We start from the raw sequence: 20,555 nt of genomic DNA, 5'->3' as shown, positions 1-20,555 counted from the left end.
TCGGCGGCGGGGCCGCTACCGTCCGACAGCGGGCCGCACGCGCGTGAAGGCCGTGACACACAGCACCAACCACATCAGCCCGATGATCCAGCCCGCGAGCACGTCGGTGGTCCAGTGCACGCCGAGGTAGATGCGCGACAACCCGACCGCGACCGGGAAGACGATCGCGAAAGCGGTGACGGCCACCCGGGCCCACTTTCGGTGGATGAGTGGCACCAGCACGATCGCCACGATGCCGACCACCACCGTCGAACCGAGCGTATGCCCCGACGGATAGGACAGGCTGGGTTCGAAGACCATCCGGGACGCCTCGGGCGGACGCTGCCGGCCGACGAGCCGTTTGATCACCCACACCAACACGCCCGCACCCAGCGACGTGACGGCTACCAGGACGGCGACCGGCAGCTCGCGCCGCAGCGCGAACCAGCAGACGACGATCGTCGCGAGAATCGTCATCGACAGCGTGTCGCCCAGGTCGGTGATCACCGTGGCGATGGTGGTGAGCGGTTCGCCACGGTGGGCGATCATCCAGTCGAGTACCCGGGTATCGGCCCAGGTGACACCGCTGGTGACCTCCCAGGTCAGGACGGTGATCAGCACCGCCGCGGTCGCGATCAGGGCGATCACGTGCGGCGTCCGGCGGCACAGCGCGGACCAGGCGACCTCGTGGGGCGATGATTGTCGAGAGGCAGTCGGCATAACTCCCAGACTGCCAGCTCCGGAAATCAGGCCTCGAAAACGACCGTGTTCCCGGCGACGTCGCGGGTGCCCGCGTCCTTCTTGATCGCCTTCACCAGATCGGCGACACAGTCCCACGTGCGTGGGGGTTCGCAGTCGATATTGCCGATCGTGTACCAGGTGTCGGTGCCGCGATAGCGGACCAGACCCTTGCCCGCGTCATCGAGCATGACATCGAGGTCCCCTGACACCGTCCCTTCCTCTTCGGTCATGACGGTGCACTCGGCGGTGATCTCGATGGGCTCGCTTATTTGAACTCTCCTCGGCGTAGGCAGTCATCGACTGCGGTGCGCAACGCGGTGTGCTCGGCGGTATCAACGGTCAACGCGTATTTTACCTTCACTTTCACGTAGTGCTCCACATAGGCGCACCGGAAGTTACCGGGCGGCAAGTAGTTCGCGGGATCCTGATCACCCTTGGACCGGTTGGCCGAGGGGTCGGCGGCGACCAGGTTCAGCGAGTCGTTGGCGATGCGGCGGCGGGTGTCCTCGTCGCGGTCGGCGGCACCGGAACGCCACGCTTCGGCAAGGGCCACAATGTGTTCGGCGTCGACCTTGGCCGGATCGGTGATGAACTTGTACGGCCCGAGTTGGCCGGTCTTCTTGTCGATGAAGCCGTAGTGGTCCTGCCAGCCGCCGCCCGCCGCCACCTTCAGGTCGCAGGTTTTGGCGTCGAGGGTGACCTTGCCGTTGGCGTCGCGCAGCATCATCACTTCGCGGCTGGTGCATTTCGTGTACTGGGCCAGGTCGCCGGTGAAGCCGTGTTCGGGCTTGTTGGTGTCCCAGTGCGGGAATTTTTCGCGCGTGTAGCCCGTCATCGGGCCTTCCTTGGCGACCACGAGGGTGGCGACCAGATCGCCGACTTCCTTGCCCGACACCGTCGCCGCCCCCGCCGAACCCGGACCGGGCGCGGTCGGACTCACCTTGTCCAACAACGTATTCGCGACCGTCACCACCACGGCGATGAGTACCGCGCCGAGCACGGCGAGCAGGGCTCGTCCCGCGGGAGAGCCACTGATCGAGGACCACTTCATGCCCGTACCACCCAGATCTTCGTCGAAAAATGAACCGGCACAACCTAACGGCCGCACCGGGTGTCGTCAGTGATTGTCCGCTATGAGGTTCCGCACAGCACAGTCCTAACCGGTTGCGGCTCAATAGCGTTCATCTATCGACGAAGGTGACCTGCGGGGCCGCAACACAAACGAAACGTGGCGGAGATCACAATCGTTCAGTCGGGCAGTGATCCCGATTCCGGCGGAATCCCGGTGTCCAGGTAGCGAATCAGCCGTGCGATACGCGCGGCGTGGTCGACGCACCGCTGGAATTGACTGCCCAGCAACGCCATATCGATCGCGGCCTCGGTGCTCACGTCGGCTTCGGTGAGCGCGGTGCGCAATTGCTTGCACAGCGTCTCCATCGCCTCGACGTCGGTGCCGTTGTCGGCGACGGCTCGTCCGCTGGCCACCGCCGCGCTCACCCGCGCCACACACTCGGCCGCGAGGGTGCCCATCGACACGAGTTCGGTGATCACCGGCGCGGGGGCGACCACCCCTGGATGAGCCCGATATACGTACTGCCCAGCGGTTTCCGTGCGCCGGCCGATTCGCGACAGCTCACCGGCGACCTGGATCGCGGTCACCACATGGCGAAGATCGCGCGCGACCGGCGCCTGCAATGCGAGCAGTGCCATGGTGCGCGATTCGCAGGCGGCGAACATCAGCTGCAACTGCTCGTCGAGCGCGAACACCTCGTAGGTGGTGGTGAGGTCGGCGCCTGCCAGCGCCTGGGTGACCCGCTCGGTCGCGTCATGGGCGACGCGCGACATCAGGGTGAGGTCGTTGGCCAAAGCGACGAGCTCGAGGGTGAACTGGGTCCGCACGCGCTGAATTGTTCCCCATCGAGCGGGTGTGAGTGAATCCATCGCCGAGATCGGGCGGCAACGATCCGGGTGCAAGAGCGTCCAGCTGGAAGGATAGGGGGCATGATTGCCGCGTTGACGAACAAATGGACCCTGTACGTGCCCATCCTCGCCGCGCTCGTACTCGTACTCAGCTGGGGTCGTTCGGTTCCGGGATTGATCGTCGTGCTGGTGAGTTTCGCCTTGGTCGGCGCGGTGCTGTCGGCGGTCTATCACGCCGAGGTGGTCGCCCATCGGGTCGGTGAACCCTACGGTTCGCTGGTGCTCGCGGTGGCGGTGACCGTGATCGAGGTGGCGTTGATCGTCACTATGATGATCTCCGGTGGCGACAAGGCGGCCTCGCTCGCGCGTGACACCGTCTTCGCCGCGGTGATGATCACCTGCAACGGCATCTTCGGACTGGTACTGCTCGTCGGCGCGCTGCGCAGGCGGGTCGCGGTGTTCAACGCCGAAGGCACCGGCGCCGCCCTGGCCACCGTCGCGACCCTGGCCACGCTGAGTCTGGTGCTGCCCACCTTCACCACCAGCGCGCCGGGCCCTGAGTTCTCGCCCGCGCAGCTCGCCTTCGCCGCGGTCGCCTCGCTGGCCCTGTACGGGCTGTTCGTGATGGTCCAGACGGTGCGCCACCCCGACGACTTCCTCCCGGTGGAGGACGGCGGCGCGGTCGACGACAGCGACGTCCACGGTCACGCCCCGTCCAACCGGGCCGCGTTGATCAGTCTCGGGATGCTGGTGCTCGCCCTGATCTGCGTGGTCGGCCTGGCCAAGGTCGTCTCGCCCGCGCTCGAATCGGGCGTGGCCGCGGCAGGCCTGCCGCCCTCGGCGGTGGGTGTGGTGATCGCGATGCTGGTCCTGCTGCCGGAGGCCATCGCCGCGGTGAACGCCGCGCGCCGTAATCAGGTGCAGATCGGTTTGAATCTGGCGCTCGGCTCGGCGATGGCCAGCATCGGCCTGACCATTCCGGTGATCGCGATCGCGACGATCTGGCTCAGCGGTCCGCTGGTATTGGGTCTGGGTGCCATCGAGATGGTGTTGCTCGCGCTGACCGTGGTGGTGGGCACTCTGACGATCGTTCCCGGGCGCGCCACCTTGCTGCACAGTGGCGTTCACCTGGCGTTGTTCGCGGCTTTTGTGTTCCTGGCCGCAAGCCCGTAGCTGTGGTGTCGCGGATCACACGCCACGGGTATCTGTCATGGAAACCGCGGAAAAGCGACGAGGGTCACCCACCCGAAATTTGTTTGTGACGCAGAGTACCGGTTAGCTTGCTGGAGTTGGCACCGACGCCGAAGCCAGAGAGTGCGGTATGAAAATCACCAATCCCCGTGCTTCACGAGCTGCCCGGAGACATTCCTGATGTCTACCGATCTGCACCCCGCGAAGCCGGATTCCGCTACCCAGATCGTCCGTAAGAACTTCACCGACACCGTCGTGTCGTCGCTGCGGACCTTCGGGCGTGCGGTCGATCTCGCACAGCAATCGGTCGGCGGCTCGTTCTCCGACGCCGCCCGCGGGAAGTTCCAGTGGCGCGAGACCCTCGTGCAGGCCTGGCGCCTGATCACGGTCACCGCCATTCCCGCGGTCCTGATGGCGATCCCGTTCGGCGTGATCGTCTCGGTCCAGGTCGGCAACCTGATCCACAGCCTCGGCGCCGACTCCATGCTCGGCGCCACCGGCGGCCTCGGCGTGATCAAACAGGGCGCGCCCATCGCCACCGGCTTCCTGCTCGGTGGCGCGGGCGCGGCGGCGATCGCGGCTGACCTCGGCGCGCGCACCATCCGCGAGGAGATCGACGCGCTCAACACCATGGGCATCAACCCGGTGCACCGGCTCGTCATCCCGCGCATGGTCGCCATGCTGATCGTGGCGCCGATGCTCAATGTGCTGATCATCTTCGTCGGCGTGCTCGCCGGTTACGCGGTCGCCGTCGGCGGTCAGGGCGTGACCCCGGGCAGCTACTGGTCGACCTTCGGCTCCTTCGCGACCTCTGCCGACGTGTGGATCTCGCTGCTCAAGGCGGTGATCTTCGGCTTCCTGGTCGTGATCATCTCCTGCCAGCGCGGCCTGGAAGCCAAGGGCGGACCGCGCGGTGTCGCCGACGCGGTGAACGCCGCGGTGGTGCTCTCGGTGGTCTCGATCGCGATCGTGAACCTCCTCGCGAGCCAGATCACCGCCATGTTCCTGCCGACGAAGTTGGCGTGATGGCTGCCTCCTCCTACATTCCCGCGCACTGGTTGCGCAAGCCCGCCCGGATCGGCAAACGATTCGTCTCTGCCGGTGAATCACTCGGCTTCGTCGCGGTGTTCGTCTGGCAGGTGCTGTCCTCGGTGCCGCTCACGCTGCGCCGCTACCGCGAGGAAACGCTGCGCGCGGTCACCGACATGACCTGGGGTCGCGGGTCGATCATCGTCGGCGGCGGCACCGTGCCGATGATGATCGTGCTCGGCCTGGTGATGGGCGCCTCGGTGGGCGTCGAATCCTTCGTCACCCTCGACATGCTCGGCATGGGCCCGGTCACCGGCGTGATCTCGGCCTACGCCACCACCCGTGAGCTGGCCCCGATCGCGGCGGCCATCGGCTTCGCCGCGCAGGCGGGTTGCCGGATCACCGCCGAGATCGGCTCGATGCGCATCTCCGAGGAGATCGACGCGATCGAGGCGCTCGGTCTTCGCTCGGTGCCGTTCGTGGTCACCACCCGCGTGATCGCCGGCGCGGTCGCCATCGTGCCGACCTTCCTGATCGCGCTGATCCTGTCCTACGGCGCCTGCCGCACGCTGCTCACGTCGGTCTACGGGCAGTCGGCCGGTGTCTACGACCACTACTTCTTCCAGTTCATCTCCGGTTTCGACATGATCGCCGCGGTGATCAAGGTGGCCGTGTTCGGCACGGTCGTGATCCTGGTGCACAGCTACTTCGGGTTCTTCGCCACCGGCGGGCCCGAAGGCGTCGGCATCGCCTCCGGACGCGCGGTGCGTGCCAGTTCGGTGGCCATCATCGCCATCGACATGGTGCTCTCGATCGCGCTGTGGGGCTTCAACTCGGCGATCAGTTTTACGGGGTGAGCTAGTGCCTAACTATGGAATGCCCGGCGTCGCGGCCGATCGAAAGACCGCGCGACTGACCGGCGGAATCATCCTCGGCCTCATCGCGGTCGTTGCGCTCGCAGGAGTCGGCTACCAGAACCTACGCACCGAGGACGGCCTTCGCATCGCCCTGCACACCGAACACCTCGGTGACGGCATCAGCGCGGGCAGTCAGGTGCGCATCGACGGCGTGACCGTCGGCGAGGTCGCCGAGGTGACCCCCGGCGAGCGCGGCACCCAGCAGATCTCGCTGCTGCTCGAGTCGCAGCGCCTCGTCGGCATCGACGACAGCCTCGCGATCGACTACGCCCCGACCAACCTGTTCGGCATCGCCGAGATCGAATTGCGCCGTGGCGCGGGCGGTTCGCCGCTGCGCGAGGGCGCGGTCCTCGACCTCACCGGCCGCAACGGCGACCGGGTCTACGACGCGACGATGAGCGCGATCCTGCGCAGCCTCTCGCAGGTCGGCATGACCGTGACCAGCCCGCAGATGGCGACCGTCATCTCCCAGCTGGCCGCCGACTTCAAGGCCTTCACCCCGCTGGTCCAGGCGCTGATCACGGTCTCCAAGACCATCGCCGACAACCAGGACGTGATGCCCGCGGAGCTGTTCGGCAAGCTCGGCCCCGCCTTCGACGGCGGCGGCGAGTTCGCCAGCGCCACCATGAAGGTGATCGATCAGCTCAGCGAGATCCGGGTGACCCAGGTCGACAAGGAGCGCTACGACATCGGCGTCGCGGTGATCGGCGGCAGCATTCTGCCCGCCCTCACCACCACCCTGAACACCGCGGGCGGCCATCTCGCCGAGACCACCGACATGCTCGCCCCGATGCTGCTGGCGCTGGCACAGATGTCGCCGAACCCGCGCGCGACGGGCGCCGATCTCACCGCCCTGCTGCAGAACCTGCGCGGTGCGATGCCCGACGGTCCGAACGGTCCGACCCTCAACCTCGACGTCGAGCTCAGCGGTGTCCCCGGCATCGCGGTGCCGCTGTTCGGAAAGGCCGGTGGGCGATGAAGATTCGTGGAACCGCACTGCGCCTCGGCGTCTTCACCCTGGTGATGATCACCATCCTCGGGTTCGTGTTCACCCTGATCAAACGTCCCGTCGCCGGTGACACCCAGGCCCACGACGTGCTGTTCACTGACGCCAACGGCCTCAAAGTCGGCAACGACGTGCGGATGTTCGGTGTGCAGGTGGGCAAGATCGAGAAGATCGGGCTCGAAGGCGACAAGGCCAAGGTCGCGATCACGGTCAAGACCGACACCCCGATCTACGACAACTCCAAGCTGGCCATCCGGTACCAGAACCTCACCGGCCAGCGGTATATCGACCTGCAGCAGGCACCGAATCCCGGCAAGCAGATCGCCGCGGGCGCCCGGATCGGCGCGAACATGACCGTCCCGTCCTTCGACGTGACGAGCCTGTTCAGCGGCCTGAAGCCGGTGCTCGCGACGCTGTCACCGGAGGCGATCAACCAGTTCACCGCGAGCATGCTCGCCGTGATCGAGGGCGACGGCACGGGGCTGGGCCCGGCGCTGAGCGCGATCGACCAGCTCGCGAGCTACGCCGACGACCGCCAGCAGGTGATCAGCACGCTGATCCGCAACCTGTCCGAGATGGCCGACCGCCACGGCGGCCGCGTCGGGTATCTGCTGCCGCTGCTGGCTCGGCTCACCGACGTCTTCGAGGCGATGCAGCGCAATATCGGCGGTGTCGCCCAGTTCGCGATGACCGCACCGTCGGTACTGGCCCCGGTGGAACGGCTGCTCGGCTCGCTCGGCCTGGTGGAGGGCGGCGGCGCCGATGTGGACGCGATGATCCGCGCCCTGTTCCCGAAACCGGGCGAAGCCGTCGAGGTATTCGGCAAGCTCCCCGGTCTGCTGGCCACGGTCGACGCCTCGCTCGCGCGTGGTTTCGCCGACTTCACACCGCATTGCAGCAACGGCGCCGCCGAGGTCCCCGCGCCGCTGCAAGTGCTGATCGCCGGACAGAAGGTCACCGTATGCAACCGCTGAAGCTGCCCAAGATCTTCGCCGGTGATCGCCCGATCCTCGACGAGGCGGGCAAACGCGCCCGCGAACTGCGGATGGGCATCATCGGCCTGAGCCTGGTGGTGCTGTTCATCATCGGCGCCGCCGTGGTCTACGTGGTGCCGCTCGGCAAGCACACCTACACCGCCGAACTCAGCGAAGCGCAGTCGGTGCGCGAAGGCGACGACATCCGGCTGGCGGGTATCTCGGTCGGCAGCGTGACGTCGCTGGAACTGAAGCCCGACAAGGTGATCATGCAGTTCACCGTGAAAAACGATGTCTTCGTGGGGGATCAGACCTCCCTGGACGTCCGCATGCTCACCGTGGTCGGCGGTCACTACGTGGCCCTGTACCCGGCGGGCTCGAAGCCGCTGGGGGACAAGGCGATTCCGTCGGATCGAATTCGCCTGCCCTACAGCCTGATCGAGACCTTCCAGGACGCGACGGCCCCGCTGGCCGCGGTCGACGGCGACACTGTGCGCAACAATCTCGCCGCCGCGAACTCCGCGATCGCGGCCTCGCCGGAGGCGCTGCGCACCACCTTGGACACCGTGGGCAAATACGTCGACATGCTCGATCGTCAGCGAGTCCAGGTGTCGAAGTCGATCTCGGTCCTCGACGAGTACGTCTCGATGTACGACGGCGCCAAGTCCGATCTGGGCAGGCTGATGGACAACGTCAACCTCCTGGAAGACCTGCTGCTGACCAAGAAGGCCGAACTGGCCGAAGCGGTCCGGTTGCTCACCTCGGTGGTCAATCGGCTGGCCGGCCTCGCGCCGACCTGGGAATCCACCCTGAAACCGCAGGTGCAGGCCTTGGCCGACGCCCTGCCGCGGATGCGCGAACTCGGTGGCCAGCTCGAGCCCGTCATCGGGACCGTCACCGAGCTGCAGACCAAGCTGTCGCAGCTGGCGACTCCAGAAGCCGGTGTCGTGGTCGACCAGTCGAGCGCCCGCGTGTGCGTGCCGCTGCCAGGGAAGGCGTGCTGATGCTGAAACGACTGCTCGGATCCCAGGCGTTCATGTCGATTGCCGGTGTGGCGGTGCTGGTGGCGCTGGTGACCGGCGGCTACTTCGTCGCCTTCGATCCGCTGAAGAAGACCCAATCCTATTGCGCGCTCATGCCCGACGCGATCGGTCTCTACCCGGGCAACCACGTCACCATGCGCGGCATGGATGTCGGCGAGGTGACCTCGGTGCGCAACGAGGGCGCCAAGGTGCGTGTCGATTTCGCCGTCGACGCCGAATTCCCGGTCTACTCCAATGCTTCCGCGACCACGGTCGCGTATTCGGTTGCGGCGGACCGCAATCTGGCCGTGCTGACCACCGGCGAGACCGCACCGCCGCTCGCGGGTGGCTGCATCACCAAAACGCTGACGCCCAAGAGCATCACCGAAACACTCACCGCGCTGGCGAGCCTGTCCGACGAGCTCTCCGGCGGCACCGCGGGTGAGCCCAGCGCACTGTCCGACGGCTTGGCTTCGATCAACCGCGCGACCGAGGGCACCGGCCCGACGGTCAACGAACTCATCCACAAGCTCGGTTCGGCGATGAACAAGCCCGACGCCGACATCGGCCATCTGGCAAGCCTTTTCGACGCGTTCGCCTCGGTGTCGAACCGGGTCGCCGCCAACTGGGGTGACCTCGAGACGATGCTGGTCCGGCTGGCGCCGCTGCTCAACACGTCCTCCGACGATCTGCTCGGCCCCGCCACCTCGCTGTTCGAGGGTCTCGGTGACCTACTGCCGATGCTCAACGACGTCGTCATCATCCTCGGCGACCCGCTGATCGGCGCGTTAGACGACACGGTCCCGCTGGTGAAGTTGTTGCGCGCCAACGTCGGATCGCTCAGCGAGATCGTGGCCAAGATGCCCGCACTCGCCTCGGCCTTCCGCAGTGCCACCGATCCCGCGGGCGGCACCGCGATCACCTACGCGCCGCCGAAGGTCGCACTGCCCGCGGGCGAGGCCGATCAGGTGTGCACCGCGGTGAACGCGCTGATCCCGGGGCAGTGCCCCGACCCGGCGCAGGGACTGGCCGATGTGAATCTGGTGCAAGTTGTGCTGGGAATGGCAGGTGCTCGATGAACACCCGAAAGACATTGCAGCGCAGTGTGATCGCGCTAGTTGTCGCGGCCGGACTCGCGGTGAGCGGCTGTGGTTTCGACCCCGCTGAAGTGCCGGTGCCCGGCTCGACGGTGAGCGGGTCGACCTACCGCGTGCAGATCGAGTTCAGCAGCGCGCTGAACCTGCCCTCGAAGTCGAAGGTGATCGCCAACGGTGCCGAGATCGGCATCGTCGACAGTGTGCGCGTCGTCCAGCCCGCCGACGCTCCCGCCGGTCGCGGCGGTTACGTCATCGTCGATGCCGACATCCTCGACACCGTGCAGTTGCCGGCGAAGTCCATCGCGGAACTGCGCCAGGACACCATCCTCGGCGACATCCACCTCTCGCTCACCACCCCGAAGGACGGCTTCGGCGACCTGCTGCGCGACGGCGACACCATCCCGATCGAACGCACGAAACCGCCTGTGCAACTGGAGGACACGATGGCCACCATGGCCCTGTTCGTCCAGGGCGGGGCGATCGGCCAGCTGCAGGAGATGCTCGGCCGGATCAACTCGGTGATGCCACAGGATCCGAAGGAAACCGCGCGTATCTCCGCGGTGATGGGGGCCGACGCCGCCAACCTGGCCGCGAATCTGGACCAGGTCGACCTGCTGGTGAACGGCCTGTCCCGCAACGCGACGATCCTGCACGACGACACCGAAGCGGCGCTGACGAACATCCTCACCCCCGAGGCCGTCGCCGCGCTGACGGGCACCCAGGAATCGATCGCCGACACCATGAAGATCTTCCACGCGCTCGGCCCGGTCGGCTCCTCGCTCACCTGGCTGGCCCCGATCGCGAGCTCCGGTGACGCCGCCGCGACCGCGTTCGTTCCGCTGGCCACCGGCGGTTCGGCCGACCTGCGCTCCGCCACGAACATGGCGCTGCTCACGGCCCTGTTGCGCGACAAGATCATTCCCTTCGTCGAGCAGGGCCCGAAGGTGAACGTCACCGGTGTCCAGGTATCCGAAGAAGACCAGCTGGCGCAGATCGTCACCGCGCTGCGGATGATCGGAATGGTGCGATGAAGATCGGTGCACTGGCCTCCCTCGGCGGCATCGCCGCCATCACCGCGCTCGGCGCGACCTACCTGACCTTCGGGGTGGTGCGCGTCGACCCGTTCGCCGACTTCACCGCGGCCACGATCGAGATCGCGAATTCCGGTGGCCTGAGCGTCGGTTCGCCGATTCTGCTCACCGGTATCGAGATCGGCGAGGTCACCGAGGTCGACACCTCGGCGAGCGGCCGCGTGCAGGTCGGTTTCCGGTTCGGCGCCGATCACAAGGTGCCGATGAGCAGCGTCGTCACCATCGAGCACCTGTCCTCGCTCGGCGAGCCGTACGTGCAGTTCGTGCCGCGCGACGCCAACGGTCCCTTCGTCACCGACGGCCAGCGCCTGTCCGGGGAGAACGTGCGAACGCCGATGTCGATCCCCGAGGTCGCGCGGCTGGTCACCAAGACCGTCGAGCAGCTCGACCCCGCCGTCGTCGGCACGCTGGTCGACACGCTCGGCACCGCGATGGTCGGCACCGAGAACGTGGTCCCCGAGCTGGCACGGGCGGGCGATCTGCTCGCCGCGGCGCTGATGAGCCGCGCCCCGGCGATCGGCGAGCTGCAGAACAACCTCGAACACGTCTCCGGCAATATCGGCTGGGCGGGTCCGGCCACCTCCGCTGCCGCGCCCGCGTTCATCCGGTTGAGCCAGGTGATCGATCAGTTCGTCGAATCGGTCGGCCGGGCCACCGAGGGCGATCCGCAGATGTACCTGCGCGAAGACGGTCTTGTGCCGTTGCTAGAGCAGCTCACCGCCAAGTTGAACGAGCTCGGCCCCGAGCTCTCGGCCCTGCTGCCCGGGCTGCGACCGCTCACCGAATCGGTGACCGCCGCCGCTCCGCAGCTGGACCTGAGCACGCTCATCGCCCAGGCGCTGCACAACACCGACGCCGATGCCGTGAAGGTGCGGGTCGCGATCAAGTAAACATCTGGCAACCATCGCATATAGGTATTTGCCCTGGCCAGTGATTGTCTGGCTTAGTCGGGTGGTCAGCGAGCAACCATGCGGTAGCCTGCTGGACGGGGGAGACCTTGATCCGCGGCGAAGGCGGTGCGATGGCAGAGAACAGCGAGGGCCCCGACACGCGGGCCCGCAGCAGTACTCGGACGGTCGCGATCGCGGCGGTACTCGCCGCGTTGCTCGCGCTGGTGGTCGCGCTCGGCCTGGTGCTGCGCGCCGACCAGGGTGACGACAACCCGTCGGTGAACCCGATGGGCTCCGACGCCAACGGTCTCCCGATCGCCGGATCCGATCAGGAAGCCGCCGACCAGGCCGCGAACTTCGCGCCCCCGTGGCCGGCCAGGCGGATCGGCGGAAATTGTTCGGCAGGCGGCATCACCGCCCACTGGCGGGTTCACGACGACGGCAAATGGCAATGCACGGTGACCACTCCCGACGCCCTGCCCCCCGCTCCCGCGCCGCCACCCCCCGTGCCTGAACCGGCTCCCGAACCGGCCCCCGTCGACGCACCCGCGCCGCCGCCCGTATTCGAGCCTCCGCCCCCGCCGGCTTACGAGCCCCCGGCTTACGAGCCGCCGCCCCCACCTGAACCACCCCCGGTCTTCGAACCCGAACCGGCCCCGCCACCGCCACCCCCACCCCCGCCGGTCCTGCAACTCCCGTTCCCGCTCCCGCCGATCCTGCTCCCACCCGCGGCAGCCGTCCGGCCCTGACGCCGAGGTGATCTCCGCCCACTGACCGGCGGCGGGTCGGTGCCTTCGCACGGGCGATGTCGGTGACACTGGTCAGCTATGGACCAGTTGGTGCTGACTCTGGTGATCCTGCTCGCGGCCGTGCTCGCCGAGCCTCTCGGTGCGCGCATCGGTCTCGCGCCGTCGATCCTGATGACCCTGTTCGGCTGCCTGCTCGCCTTCATCCCGGCCGTCCCGAGCCTGAACATCCCGCCCGACCTGATCCTGCCGCTGGTCCTGCCGCCGCTGCTCTACGCCGCCGCCCGCCGCACCTCGTGGCGGCAGTTCGCGGAGAACTGGCAGATCATCGCGTTGCGCGCGGTCGGGCTGGTGATCGTCACCGCCATCGCGGTCGCCGCGGTCTTCCACGCCTGGAATCCCGCCACCGCCATCGCCGCGGGTGTGGTGCTCGGCGCCCTGGTGGCACCGCCCGACCCGGTCGCGGCCACCTCGATGGCGGGCCGCCTCGGCCTGCCACGCCGGCTGATCGTCACCCTGGGCGGCGAGGGTCTGTTCAACGACGTCACCGCGATCGTCATCTACACCGTCGGTATCCAGGCGGTCGTCACCGGTCTGTTCAGTCCGTGGCACGCGCTCGCCGACTTCGCGATCGCCGCGGTGGTCGGGCTCGTCGTCGGCCTGGTCCTCGGCTGGCTCGGCAGCACCCTCACCAAGCGCCTCGACACCGCCACCGGCCAGGTCGCCCTGAGCCTGCTGCTGCCCTTCGCCGCGTACGGCATCGCCGAACACTGGGAGGGTTCGGCGGTGCTGGCAGTGCTGGTCTGCGCGCTCTATCTCACCGACGCCGTGACCGAGATCGGCGACCGGGATTATCGCCTGGTCGCGGATTCGTTCTGGGACATCACCGAAATGCTGATCACCGGTTTCGCCTTCGCCCTGATCGGCCTCGAACTGCGGGTGGTCATCGAAACCACCGGGCACAACTGGCCCGCGCTGGCCGGGGTCACCGTCGCGGTGATCGCGGTCGTCGTGGGATTGCGCCTGGTCTGGCTGATGGCCACCTGGGCGATCAGCAGCAAACTACCCAACACCGACGAGCCGTTCACCTGGCGCGAGGTGATCGTCACCTGGTGGGCGGGCATGCGCGGGGTCGCGACGGTGGCGCTGGCACTGGCCGTGCCCTTCACCCTCGACACCGGTGCCGACTTCCCGGCCCGCTCGGAAATCCTGTTCATCGCCTTCGCGGTTGTGCTGTTCACCCTGCTCGTCCAGGGGCCGACGCTGCCGCTGGTCGTCCGGCTCACCGGCGTCCACGCCGACACCCGCCAGGAACGCGCCGTCGAACAGGCACTCTGGACCAGGGTCGTGAACGCCGAACTGTCCGAACTCAAGGCGATCGCCGCCCGCGACAATCTCCCCGAAGACGTCTACGAGGACCTCAAGGGCATCCTGCGCCGCATGTCCGCCAAGGCCGACCCCGAAGCGGCAGGCGCCGATGCGAAAGCCACCCTGGAGAAGGAACGCAAACTGGCCTCACAGATGCGTGCGGTCCGCGGCGCCGTCACCGAAGCAGGCCGCCGCGAAGCCCAAGCCGCCCGCCGCGAACCTGGCATGCCCCCGGACGTGGTCGACCGCGTCACCCGCCGCCTGGACCTCGGACCCATGCACTGAGTTGGGCATTGCCGATTGGTATACGGGTTCGGGGACTGACCTTGTTTATTTGGTAGGCGGTTTATTTGGTAGGCGCATTCATTTCGGGGTTTGCCTGTTCGGGAGCAGACCCCTCTTTGGGGAGTTCAGCCGCTTGTCATGGAGTCGGTGAGTGCGCCGATTCCGTAGGTGATCGCCATTGCCAGGGCGCCGCCGATCACGACTCGTAGCACCGCGCGCCCTCGGTTGCCGCCGCCGAGGCGTGCGCTCACCGAGCCGGTGAGCGCGAGGGCGATGAGCACGGCGGCGAAGGTCACCGGCACCCGCCATGCGGTGGGCGGCAGCACGATTGCCAGTAGCGGCAAGAGGGCGCCGCAGGTGAACGAGATCGCCGAGGAGATCGCGGCCGCCCACGGATTGGTGAGGGCGCGCGGGTCGATGCCGAGTTCGGCTTCCGCGTGCGCGGTGAACGCGTCGTGGGCGGTGAGTTCGGTGGCCACCGTGCGCGCGGTGGCCGGGCTGAGCCCCTTCTTCTCGTAGATCCCGGCCAGTTCGGCCAGTTCCGTGTCGGGTTCCTCGGCGAGCTCGCGCCGCTCCTTGGCGAGCAACGCCTTCTCCGAATCGCGCTGCGTACTCACCGACACGTATTCGCCCGCGGCCATCGACACCGCCCCCGCGACCAGCCCCGCGATCCCCGCGGTGAGAATCGTCTGAGCATTGTTCGTCGTCGCGGCGACACCCACCACCAGCCCCGCGGTGGAGACGATGCCGTCGTTCGCCCCGAGCACCCCCGCCCGCAACCAATTCAACCGGCTCGAAAGCCCTTCGGCATGCGGCTCGTGCGGATGCCCTGCCTGAGGCGCACCCTCGTCCTCACTCGAACGACTGTTATCTGCGGTCGAATCCGGCACCCGCCAAGCCTAGTCCGCCCATCCGGCGGATCATCGGCACCGCCGGTCCGCATGGATGTCCTCAGCCCCGGCCGAGCCGAGCGACCACCGCTGGAGTTCAACTGGAACCTGCCGATCCCCTGATGGCGAGTTGACCACCCGGCCGGGGTTGGCACTTCCTCAGTGCAGTCGGGCTGCCGACGGATCGGCGGTCGCGGGTAGCGCCGCGCGCAGGGTGTCGGCCAGGCGCACCGCGAGCGCGATCAGGGTGAGCGTCGGATTGACGTGCCCGTTCGTCGGAAACACCGAACTACCCGCGATGTACAGGTTGTCCACCCCGTGCACCCGGCAGTGCTGGTCGACCACCCCGTGCCGCGGATCGGCCGACATCCGCGTCGTCCCACTGGGATGCGCCCAGTCGGCGAGCGGCAGGGGATCGGTGCTACCGGGCATCACGGCGGGAACCACCTGCGGCGTCGGCAACCCGAGCCGGGCGAACTCGCCGACGAGCAACCCCGTCGCCCGCCGCACGGTCCGATCCTCCTGCTCGCTGATCCGCCAATCCACCTGCGGCAGTGGCATTCCCACCGGATCGGTCCTGCTCGAAAGCCGCACGCGGCTGTCGGCGTCAGGCGCCTGCTCCACCATCGCCCGCACCTCGACACCGGCCAGCCGATGCGGTATCCCGACACCGTCGACCAACCGACGCCGCGTACCCTCGAGCAGAAGTCCGGTGTCCGACATCATGATTCGCACGTCCCGCCACCGCGCCCGCCCGCGCAACAGACGCTTCACCGAGTCCCACGGATCGTCCTCAGCAGGGACCTCCTGCAACCACAGCGCACAGTTCACCAGCGATTCGCGCCGCTGTAGCGCGGGCGACAGCGCCATCCCGTGCAGAAAAGTGTGTCGCCCCCGCGCGCTCTTGACCACGTACCTACCGAACCGGTCCAGCGCCGCTCCGGCATCGGCGGGCCGCAGCGTCGCGACCACCCCGCAGCGATGATCCATCAGATACCGCCCGACCTGGTCGTACCGATTACCGATCCCACCGGCGACGATCCGCCGCGAGGCCAGCAGCAACCGCGGCGTCGAGATCCCACCCCCGGCCAGCACGAACATCCGCGCCTCGACAGTGCGCACCCGCCCGCCGGCACCGGTCACCTCGACCGAATTCACGTGCGCGCCAGTCGCATCGGTGTCGATATGGGTCACCGTCGCGTTCACCAGCACCCGTGCGGTCGGCGCGACGATGTCACGCACGTGCGGACCCCACCGCTTGCAGTCGAACCGGTTGGCCGGATCGCGACTGATCTGCCAGAAGTAGGGCCGTAACGAGGCGGTGTCCAGCGCGTCGGCCGGTGCCTGCCGTCCCGACAGCGGCCAGAACTCCTCGTCGGTGAAGCCGGTGCCGTGCCCGAGCCCGGCATGCGCGGCCGCACGCTCGGCAAACGGCCGCAGCGTACCCGTGTCGATCGGCCAGCCGGACCGCGTGACCCATGGCCGATTCGCGAAGTCGAGATCGTCGAGCACACCGCAGCGACCGGCCCAGGTGTGCGAACTCCCACCGAGCACCCGGTTTCCGGCGAGCCGATCGGGTTCCGCGCGCGGTGCGCCGATGCTCTCGATCGCGGTGAAAGCCGGTTCGTCCGAGTCGATTTCGAGGCCACCGCTCTCGAGCACCAGAACCCGCAGTCCGGCGGCGGCTAATTCGGTGGCCACCGTCAGACCTGCGGGGCCCGATCCGATGACGCAGATCTGGGTGCGCAACGCATCGTCACCGACGGTGCGCAGATCCTCCACGAGCATCGGTGGTCCTCTCACCAGCGCGGCCCCCGGACACTGCTGGTCTCACTGTAAGAGCTCCGACCACCGTGTGTCAGTCGGTCTCGCAATGCTGATTGACGAAAGCTCTGACGTACCCGGCGGATTGGCGCACATACATCCACGACCAGAATTCGAGCCCCGAGTCCGAAGGACTGGCGACCATGGTGATCTCGCCGTCGTAGCACTTGCCCACGATGTACCTGGCGCGTGACACATGCGGGGTGAAGGTGACCACGATGATGTGGCGCCACCCGTAAATCCCGGCGCGCCGGACGATTTCGCGCGCCTCACCGTCGGTGGTCCACGGGTCGGGCACGAAACACGAGACCCGAAAGGCGAATCGGCCGCCGCAGTACTTGTCCATCATCGGATCGTCGGACCCGGTGGACTGCGAGATCAGCACCTCGGGGGCGAGCCCGCGCTCGGCGAGTTCGATGCCGACGTCGAATCGTTCGTAGGCGGTGCCGCCGAGCACCACGATCACATCGGCGGGCCGCAACGGGTCGACCTGCGGGTGCACGAAGACCGGCCAGCCCGCGATGGCGGCAGCGAGCACGGTGACCAGTGCGCCGACGAGCAACCATCCCGCACGCCGAAAGATCGACACGACGTCGACGATACCGAAATCCGGACAGCGACCTCGTGACGGACAACCAGACCCTTGGAGCCAGGGTCCCCGCCAGGCACACTGGACTCCATGACCGACTTCGCCGTTGCCCCCGAACACCTCGATGTTGTCATCGTCGGCGCCGGATTGTCCGGCATCGGGGCCGCGTACCGGCTGCAGACCGAGCACCCGCACCGCAGCTACGCCGTTCTCGAGGCGCGCGACGACCTCGGCGGCACCTGGGACCTGTTCCGCTACCCGGGCATCCGCTCGGATTCGGACATGTTCACTCTCGGCTACCCCTTCAAGCCGTGGCGCGCGGCCCGCTCCATCGCCGACGGTTCCGCGATCCTGGACTACATCCGCGAGACCGCGCAGGAGAACGGCATCGACCGCCGCATCCGCTTCGGTTCCCGGGTGATCGGCGCGGATTGGTCATCGGCGCAGGCGCACTGGCAGCTCACCATCGCACACGAGGGCCCCGACGGCCCTGAACTGAGCACCCTGACCTGCGGTTTCCTCTACGCCTGCGCCGGCTACTACGACTACCAGCAGCCGCACGCCCCCGAATTCGCAGGCCGCGACGACTTCGCGGGCACCGTCGTGCACCCGCAGTTCTGGCCCGCCGACCTCGACACCCGCGACAAGCGGATCGTCGTGATCGGCAGCGGCGCCACCGCCGTCACCCTGGTGCCCAACCTCGCCGCCGACGCCGCCCACGTCACCATGCTGCAGCGCAGCCCCACCTGGATCAGCCCCGTCCCCGGCCGCGACAAGCAGGCCGACAAGCTCCGCAAGTTGCTGCCCGCGGGTCTGGCGCACCGGCTGATCCGAACCAAGAACATCCTGTTCAACATCGGTTTCTACCAGTTCTGCCGCCGTCGCCCCGCCGCCGCGCGCAAGCTGCTCACCGACCTCACCACCCGTATCCTCAAAGACGACAAACTCGTCGCCGAACACTTCACGCCCGATTACGACCCGTGGGACCAGCGCCTGTGCGCCGCCCCCGACGCCGACTTCTTCAAGGCGATGAAGAAGGGCAAGGCCTCGGTGGTCACCGACCACATCGACACTTTCGTCCCGGCGGGAATCCGCCTGGTATCGGGGGAGACCTTGCCCGCCGACATCGTGGTCACGGCCACGGGCCTGCGCCTGCTGGCCTTCGGCGGCATCGCCCCCTCGGTCGACGGCACCCCCGTGCCCTTGGCCGACCAGTTCGTCTGGCAGGGCGCCATGCTCACCGGCCTGCCCAACTTCGCCATCTGCGTCGGCTACACCAACGCGTCGTGGACCCTGCGCGCCGACCTGACTTCCCGCCTGGTCTGCAAGGTCCTCACCCACCTCGACCGCACCGGCAGCGCCGCGGTCGTCCCCGAACCCAAGGGCGCGCTCACCGAACGCCCACTGCTCGATCTCAACGCGGGCTATGTCCTGCGCTCGATCGCCGCGTTCCCTCGCCAGGGCAACCGTCATCCGTGGCGCGTCAGGCAGAACTACCTCCTTGACGCCCTGATCACCCTGCGCACCGACCTCGGCAAAACCCTGCGTCCGGTGCCGCGCCAGGTCAGGGAATTCACCCGCAACGGGTGAGGTGCGCGGCCTGTCGGGTTCCTACGGTTGGCGTGTGCCGTGGTGGCACGTGGCGTTGACCTGACGGAAGGCCCAGCGATGACAGACTCGAATCAGCACCAGCTGCGCGACGGAATCGCGGCAGGAACCTCCATCGGCGCCGGCATCTTGTTGGCCGTGGTCGGTGTCCTGCAGATTTTCCAGGGAATCTCCGCGGTCGCCAACGACGATCTCATCGTCGTCGGGCCGGAGTACACCTACCAGTTCGACCTCACCAGCTGGGGCTGGTGGCACATCATCCTCGGCGCGGTCGCAGTGATCATCGCGATCGGTCTGATAGCTGGTCAGACCTGGGGTCGGGTGTTGGCGATGGTGATCGCGGCGCTCTCGATCATCGCCAATTTCCTGTGGCTGCCGTACTACCCGTGGTGGTCGATCCTGATCATCGCCGTCGACATCGTGGTGATCTGGGCGGTGGCCACCTGGCGCCCGAGCAACACCTGACCGGACCTACGCGACAGCGCCGCCCCGATCATCGAGGCGGCGCTGTTCGTTTGCCCTGACGTCGCCGAGTTCAACTGTCGAGCGCCGACCGGCCGTCATCAGCGTCGCCGAGCGTGCGGACCAGATGCCGTGAGAGCCGTTCCCCCAGGACCGCGAGCTCGGCCTTTTGCGGCTCGTCGAGTCCGTCGAGCACCAACTTGCGTACCGCGACGAGATAGTCCGGCGTCGCCGCCACCACCTTGGCCTGCCCGCTCTCGGTGAGCACCGCGTCGATCCCGCGCCCCGACTCCGCCGCCTCGCGGCGCGCCCAGCCCACCCGTTCCAGCTTCGAAACCACATGGGAGAGACGGGAAATCGACCCGTGCCCGCGCGCTGCGAGCATGCTCAACCGCATCCGGCGCTCCGGTGCGTCGTGGAGTAATGCCAGGACCCGGTACTCGAAGTGCGTCAGCCCGAACTCGCGCTGCAGCCGGGAATCGAGCGCGCTCGGTACACGCATCGAGAGGGTGACCACCGCGCTCCAGGCGCGACGCTCGACCGAGTCGAGATCCTCCGTCACCTCGGCCTACCTTCCACCCATGTGGTAGCTATGAAATTGCTGAACGAGGGGAAACTGTATATCGGAGGGTGGTCCGTGTCTACGGTGGACGCGTCATGTCACCAGGTCGTCGACAGGTTGAAGGACGTCCGCGCGCTGGACGAATGATCAGTTGCCGTCCGGTCGCCGGGTGATCCGCGGTGCTGATCGCGATGATCGCCAGCGCGTGCGTGCGCTCATCTCGCAGCAGAGTGGCCTTCGTGACCTGGGAAAACGCCGGATTCTCCAGGCGATTTGACTTCGTGTTGGTCGGCACGTAACTTTATTCGAGTCAGAGCGACACGGACACCGACTCAGCCGCCCAGCGGTTCGAGACACGAGGTAG

At 67.5% G+C, this 20,555-nt stretch carries 21 protein-coding genes; 13 read left to right on the top strand and 8 right to left on the bottom strand.

From position 1 onward, the window contains the following. Nucleotides 1-15: 15 nt before the first annotated feature. From ACFWUP_RS29655 to ACFWUP_RS29640, 4 genes are all read right to left on the bottom strand, one after another. A complete protein-coding gene (locus ACFWUP_RS29655) occupies nucleotides 16-699 on the bottom strand; it encodes a phosphatase PAP2 family protein (RefSeq protein ID WP_379239275.1) in 684 nt (227 codons plus the stop codon). Nucleotides 700-725: 26 nt separating this feature from the next. Further along, complete coding sequence (locus tag ACFWUP_RS29650) at nucleotides 726-950, bottom strand: hypothetical protein (protein WP_379239274.1); 225 nt, start codon at nucleotides 948-950, stop codon at nucleotides 726-728. A gap of 35 nt (nucleotides 951-985) precedes the next feature. Then, a complete protein-coding gene (locus ACFWUP_RS29645; protein ID WP_379239273.1) occupies nucleotides 986-1,771 on the bottom strand; it encodes an HNH endonuclease family protein in 786 nt (261 codons plus the stop codon). A 197-nt stretch (nucleotides 1,772-1,968) separates the two neighbouring features. Then, entirely contained in the window at nucleotides 1,969-2,619 is a 651-nt protein-coding gene (locus ACFWUP_RS29640) for a phosphate uptake regulator PhoU (RefSeq protein WP_379239272.1), read from the bottom strand. Between the two features lie 102 nt (nucleotides 2,620-2,721). On the opposite strand from ACFWUP_RS29640, the gene ACFWUP_RS29635 reads away from it, so the two are divergent. The 11 genes from ACFWUP_RS29635 to ACFWUP_RS29585 all read left to right on the top strand — a co-directional run bounded on the left by ACFWUP_RS29635 (nucleotide 2,722) and on the right by ACFWUP_RS29585 (nucleotide 14,256). After that, nucleotides 2,722-3,813: a calcium:proton antiporter gene (locus ACFWUP_RS29635; protein ID WP_379239271.1), complete on the top strand. Its 1,092-nt coding sequence runs from the start codon at nucleotides 2,722-2,724 to the stop codon at nucleotides 3,811-3,813. Nucleotides 3,814-4,011: 198 nt separating this feature from the next. Further along, nucleotides 4,012-4,857: an MlaE family ABC transporter permease gene (locus ACFWUP_RS29630; RefSeq protein ID WP_379239270.1), complete on the top strand. Its 846-nt coding sequence runs from the start codon at nucleotides 4,012-4,014 to the stop codon at nucleotides 4,855-4,857. Then, the gene (locus tag ACFWUP_RS29625) at nucleotides 4,857-5,717 is read left to right on the top strand and encodes an MlaE family ABC transporter permease (RefSeq protein WP_379239269.1); all 861 of its coding nucleotides are present in this window, start codon (nucleotides 4,857-4,859) and stop codon (nucleotides 5,715-5,717) included. The genes ACFWUP_RS29630 and ACFWUP_RS29625 overlap by 1 nt, the downstream gene beginning before the upstream one ends. A 4-nt stretch (nucleotides 5,718-5,721) precedes the next feature. After that, the gene (locus ACFWUP_RS29620) at nucleotides 5,722-6,756 is read left to right on the top strand and encodes an MlaD family protein (protein WP_379239268.1); all 1,035 of its coding nucleotides are present in this window, start codon (nucleotides 5,722-5,724) and stop codon (nucleotides 6,754-6,756) included. Beyond that, nucleotides 6,753-7,757 carry an MlaD family protein gene (locus ACFWUP_RS29615; protein WP_379239267.1) on the top strand — a complete coding sequence of 335 codons (1,005 nt, stop codon included), beginning with the start codon at nucleotides 6,753-6,755 and terminating at the stop codon, nucleotides 7,755-7,757. Before ACFWUP_RS29620 ends, ACFWUP_RS29615 begins: the two co-directional genes overlap by 4 nt. Beyond that, nucleotides 7,745-8,761, top strand: a complete 1,017-nt coding sequence (locus tag ACFWUP_RS29610) for an MlaD family protein (RefSeq protein ID WP_379239266.1) — start codon at nucleotides 7,745-7,747, stop codon at nucleotides 8,759-8,761. The genes ACFWUP_RS29615 and ACFWUP_RS29610 overlap by 13 nt, the downstream gene beginning before the upstream one ends. Further along, a complete protein-coding gene (locus ACFWUP_RS29605; RefSeq protein ID WP_379239265.1) occupies nucleotides 8,761-9,858 on the top strand; it encodes an MlaD family protein in 1,098 nt (365 codons plus the stop codon). The genes ACFWUP_RS29610 and ACFWUP_RS29605 overlap by 1 nt, the downstream gene beginning before the upstream one ends. Then, nucleotides 9,855-10,907 (top strand): MlaD family protein, encoded by a 1,053-nt coding sequence (locus tag ACFWUP_RS29600; RefSeq protein WP_379239264.1) that lies wholly within the window; start codon nucleotides 9,855-9,857, stop codon nucleotides 10,905-10,907. The genes ACFWUP_RS29605 and ACFWUP_RS29600 overlap by 4 nt, the downstream gene beginning before the upstream one ends. Then, entirely contained in the window at nucleotides 10,904-11,857 is a 954-nt protein-coding gene (locus ACFWUP_RS29595) for an MlaD family protein (protein WP_379239263.1), read from the top strand. The genes ACFWUP_RS29600 and ACFWUP_RS29595 overlap by 4 nt, the downstream gene beginning before the upstream one ends. Before the next feature lie 131 nt (nucleotides 11,858-11,988). Beyond that, nucleotides 11,989-12,606: a hypothetical protein gene (locus ACFWUP_RS29590; RefSeq protein WP_379239262.1), complete on the top strand. Its 618-nt coding sequence runs from the start codon at nucleotides 11,989-11,991 to the stop codon at nucleotides 12,604-12,606. 78 nt (nucleotides 12,607-12,684) lie between these two features. Then, entirely contained in the window at nucleotides 12,685-14,256 is a 1,572-nt protein-coding gene (locus ACFWUP_RS29585; protein ID WP_379239261.1) for a Na+/H+ antiporter, read from the top strand. 125 nt (nucleotides 14,257-14,381) lie between these two features. Here ACFWUP_RS29585 and ACFWUP_RS29580 read toward each other — a convergent pair whose 3' ends face one another. The 3 genes from ACFWUP_RS29580 to ACFWUP_RS29570 form a co-directional block, all read right to left on the bottom strand. Beyond that, nucleotides 14,382-15,044: a VIT family protein gene (locus tag ACFWUP_RS29580; protein WP_379239298.1), complete on the bottom strand. Its 663-nt coding sequence runs from the start codon at nucleotides 15,042-15,044 to the stop codon at nucleotides 14,382-14,384. A gap of 261 nt (nucleotides 15,045-15,305) precedes the next feature. Next, a complete protein-coding gene (locus ACFWUP_RS29575; RefSeq protein ID WP_379239260.1) occupies nucleotides 15,306-16,934 on the bottom strand; it encodes a GMC oxidoreductase in 1,629 nt (542 codons plus the stop codon). Nucleotides 16,935-17,004: 70 nt separating this feature from the next. Then, nucleotides 17,005-17,559 carry a YdcF family protein gene (locus ACFWUP_RS29570; protein WP_379239259.1) on the bottom strand — a complete coding sequence of 185 codons (555 nt, stop codon included), beginning with the start codon at nucleotides 17,557-17,559 and terminating at the stop codon, nucleotides 17,005-17,007. A 90-nt stretch (nucleotides 17,560-17,649) separates the two neighbouring features. Between ACFWUP_RS29570 and ACFWUP_RS29565 the strand changes: the two genes are divergently transcribed. Together ACFWUP_RS29565 and ACFWUP_RS29560 are read left to right on the top strand one after the other, a co-directional pair. Further along, a complete protein-coding gene (locus ACFWUP_RS29565; RefSeq protein WP_379239258.1) occupies nucleotides 17,650-19,149 on the top strand; it encodes a flavin-containing monooxygenase in 1,500 nt (499 codons plus the stop codon). Between the two features lie 78 nt (nucleotides 19,150-19,227). Next, nucleotides 19,228-19,632, top strand: coding sequence for a hypothetical protein (locus ACFWUP_RS29560; RefSeq protein WP_379239257.1), 405 nt, complete (start codon nucleotides 19,228-19,230; stop codon nucleotides 19,630-19,632). Between the two features lie 70 nt (nucleotides 19,633-19,702). Here the strand turns inward: ACFWUP_RS29560 and ACFWUP_RS29555 are convergent, their stop codons facing one another. Further along, complete coding sequence (locus tag ACFWUP_RS29555) at nucleotides 19,703-20,191, bottom strand: MarR family winged helix-turn-helix transcriptional regulator (RefSeq protein WP_379239256.1); 489 nt, start codon at nucleotides 20,189-20,191, stop codon at nucleotides 19,703-19,705. Nucleotides 20,192-20,555: the final 364 nt, after the last annotated feature.

It is taken from the genome of Nocardia sp. NPDC058658 (assembly GCF_042716665.1).
GTDB lineage: Bacteria > Actinomycetota > Actinomycetes > Mycobacteriales > Mycobacteriaceae > Nocardia.
This window is presented reverse-complemented; position numbering and strand designations above follow the sequence as displayed.

Bases quoted from the DNA above. Each gene is read 5' to 3' on its own strand.
- ACFWUP_RS29590 (WP_379239262.1), top strand. From the start codon at position 11,989: ATGGCAGAGAACAGCGAGGGCCCCGACACGCGGGCCCGCAGCAGTACT.
- ACFWUP_RS29645 (WP_379239273.1), bottom strand. From the start codon at position 1,771: ATGAAGTGGTCCTCGATCAGTGGCTCTCCCGCGGGACGAGCCCTGCTC.
- ACFWUP_RS29565 (WP_379239258.1), top strand. From the start codon at position 17,650: ATGACCGACTTCGCCGTTGCCCCCGAACACCTCGATGTTGTCATCGTC.
- ACFWUP_RS29635 (WP_379239271.1), top strand. From the start codon at position 2,722: ATGATTGCCGCGTTGACGAACAAATGGACCCTGTACGTGCCCATCCTC.
- ACFWUP_RS29605 (WP_379239265.1), top strand. From the start codon at position 8,761: ATGCTGAAACGACTGCTCGGATCCCAGGCGTTCATGTCGATTGCCGGT.
- ACFWUP_RS29575 (WP_379239260.1), bottom strand. From the start codon at position 16,934: ATGCTCGTGGAGGATCTGCGCACCGTCGGTGACGATGCGTTGCGCACC.
- ACFWUP_RS29595 (WP_379239263.1), top strand. From the start codon at position 10,904: ATGAAGATCGGTGCACTGGCCTCCCTCGGCGGCATCGCCGCCATCACC.
- ACFWUP_RS29560 (WP_379239257.1), top strand. From the start codon at position 19,228: ATGACAGACTCGAATCAGCACCAGCTGCGCGACGGAATCGCGGCAGGA.
- ACFWUP_RS29610 (WP_379239266.1), top strand. From the start codon at position 7,745: ATGCAACCGCTGAAGCTGCCCAAGATCTTCGCCGGTGATCGCCCGATC.
- ACFWUP_RS29615 (WP_379239267.1), top strand. From the start codon at position 6,753: ATGAAGATTCGTGGAACCGCACTGCGCCTCGGCGTCTTCACCCTGGTG.
- ACFWUP_RS29655 (WP_379239275.1), bottom strand. From the start codon at position 699: ATGCCGACTGCCTCTCGACAATCATCGCCCCACGAGGTCGCCTGGTCC.
- ACFWUP_RS29625 (WP_379239269.1), top strand. From the start codon at position 4,857: ATGGCTGCCTCCTCCTACATTCCCGCGCACTGGTTGCGCAAGCCCGCC.
- ACFWUP_RS29630 (WP_379239270.1), top strand. From the start codon at position 4,012: ATGTCTACCGATCTGCACCCCGCGAAGCCGGATTCCGCTACCCAGATC.
- ACFWUP_RS29600 (WP_379239264.1), top strand. From the start codon at position 9,855: ATGAACACCCGAAAGACATTGCAGCGCAGTGTGATCGCGCTAGTTGTC.
- ACFWUP_RS29585 (WP_379239261.1), top strand. From the start codon at position 12,685: ATGGACCAGTTGGTGCTGACTCTGGTGATCCTGCTCGCGGCCGTGCTC.
- ACFWUP_RS29650 (WP_379239274.1), bottom strand. From the start codon at position 950: ATGACCGAAGAGGAAGGGACGGTGTCAGGGGACCTCGATGTCATGCTC.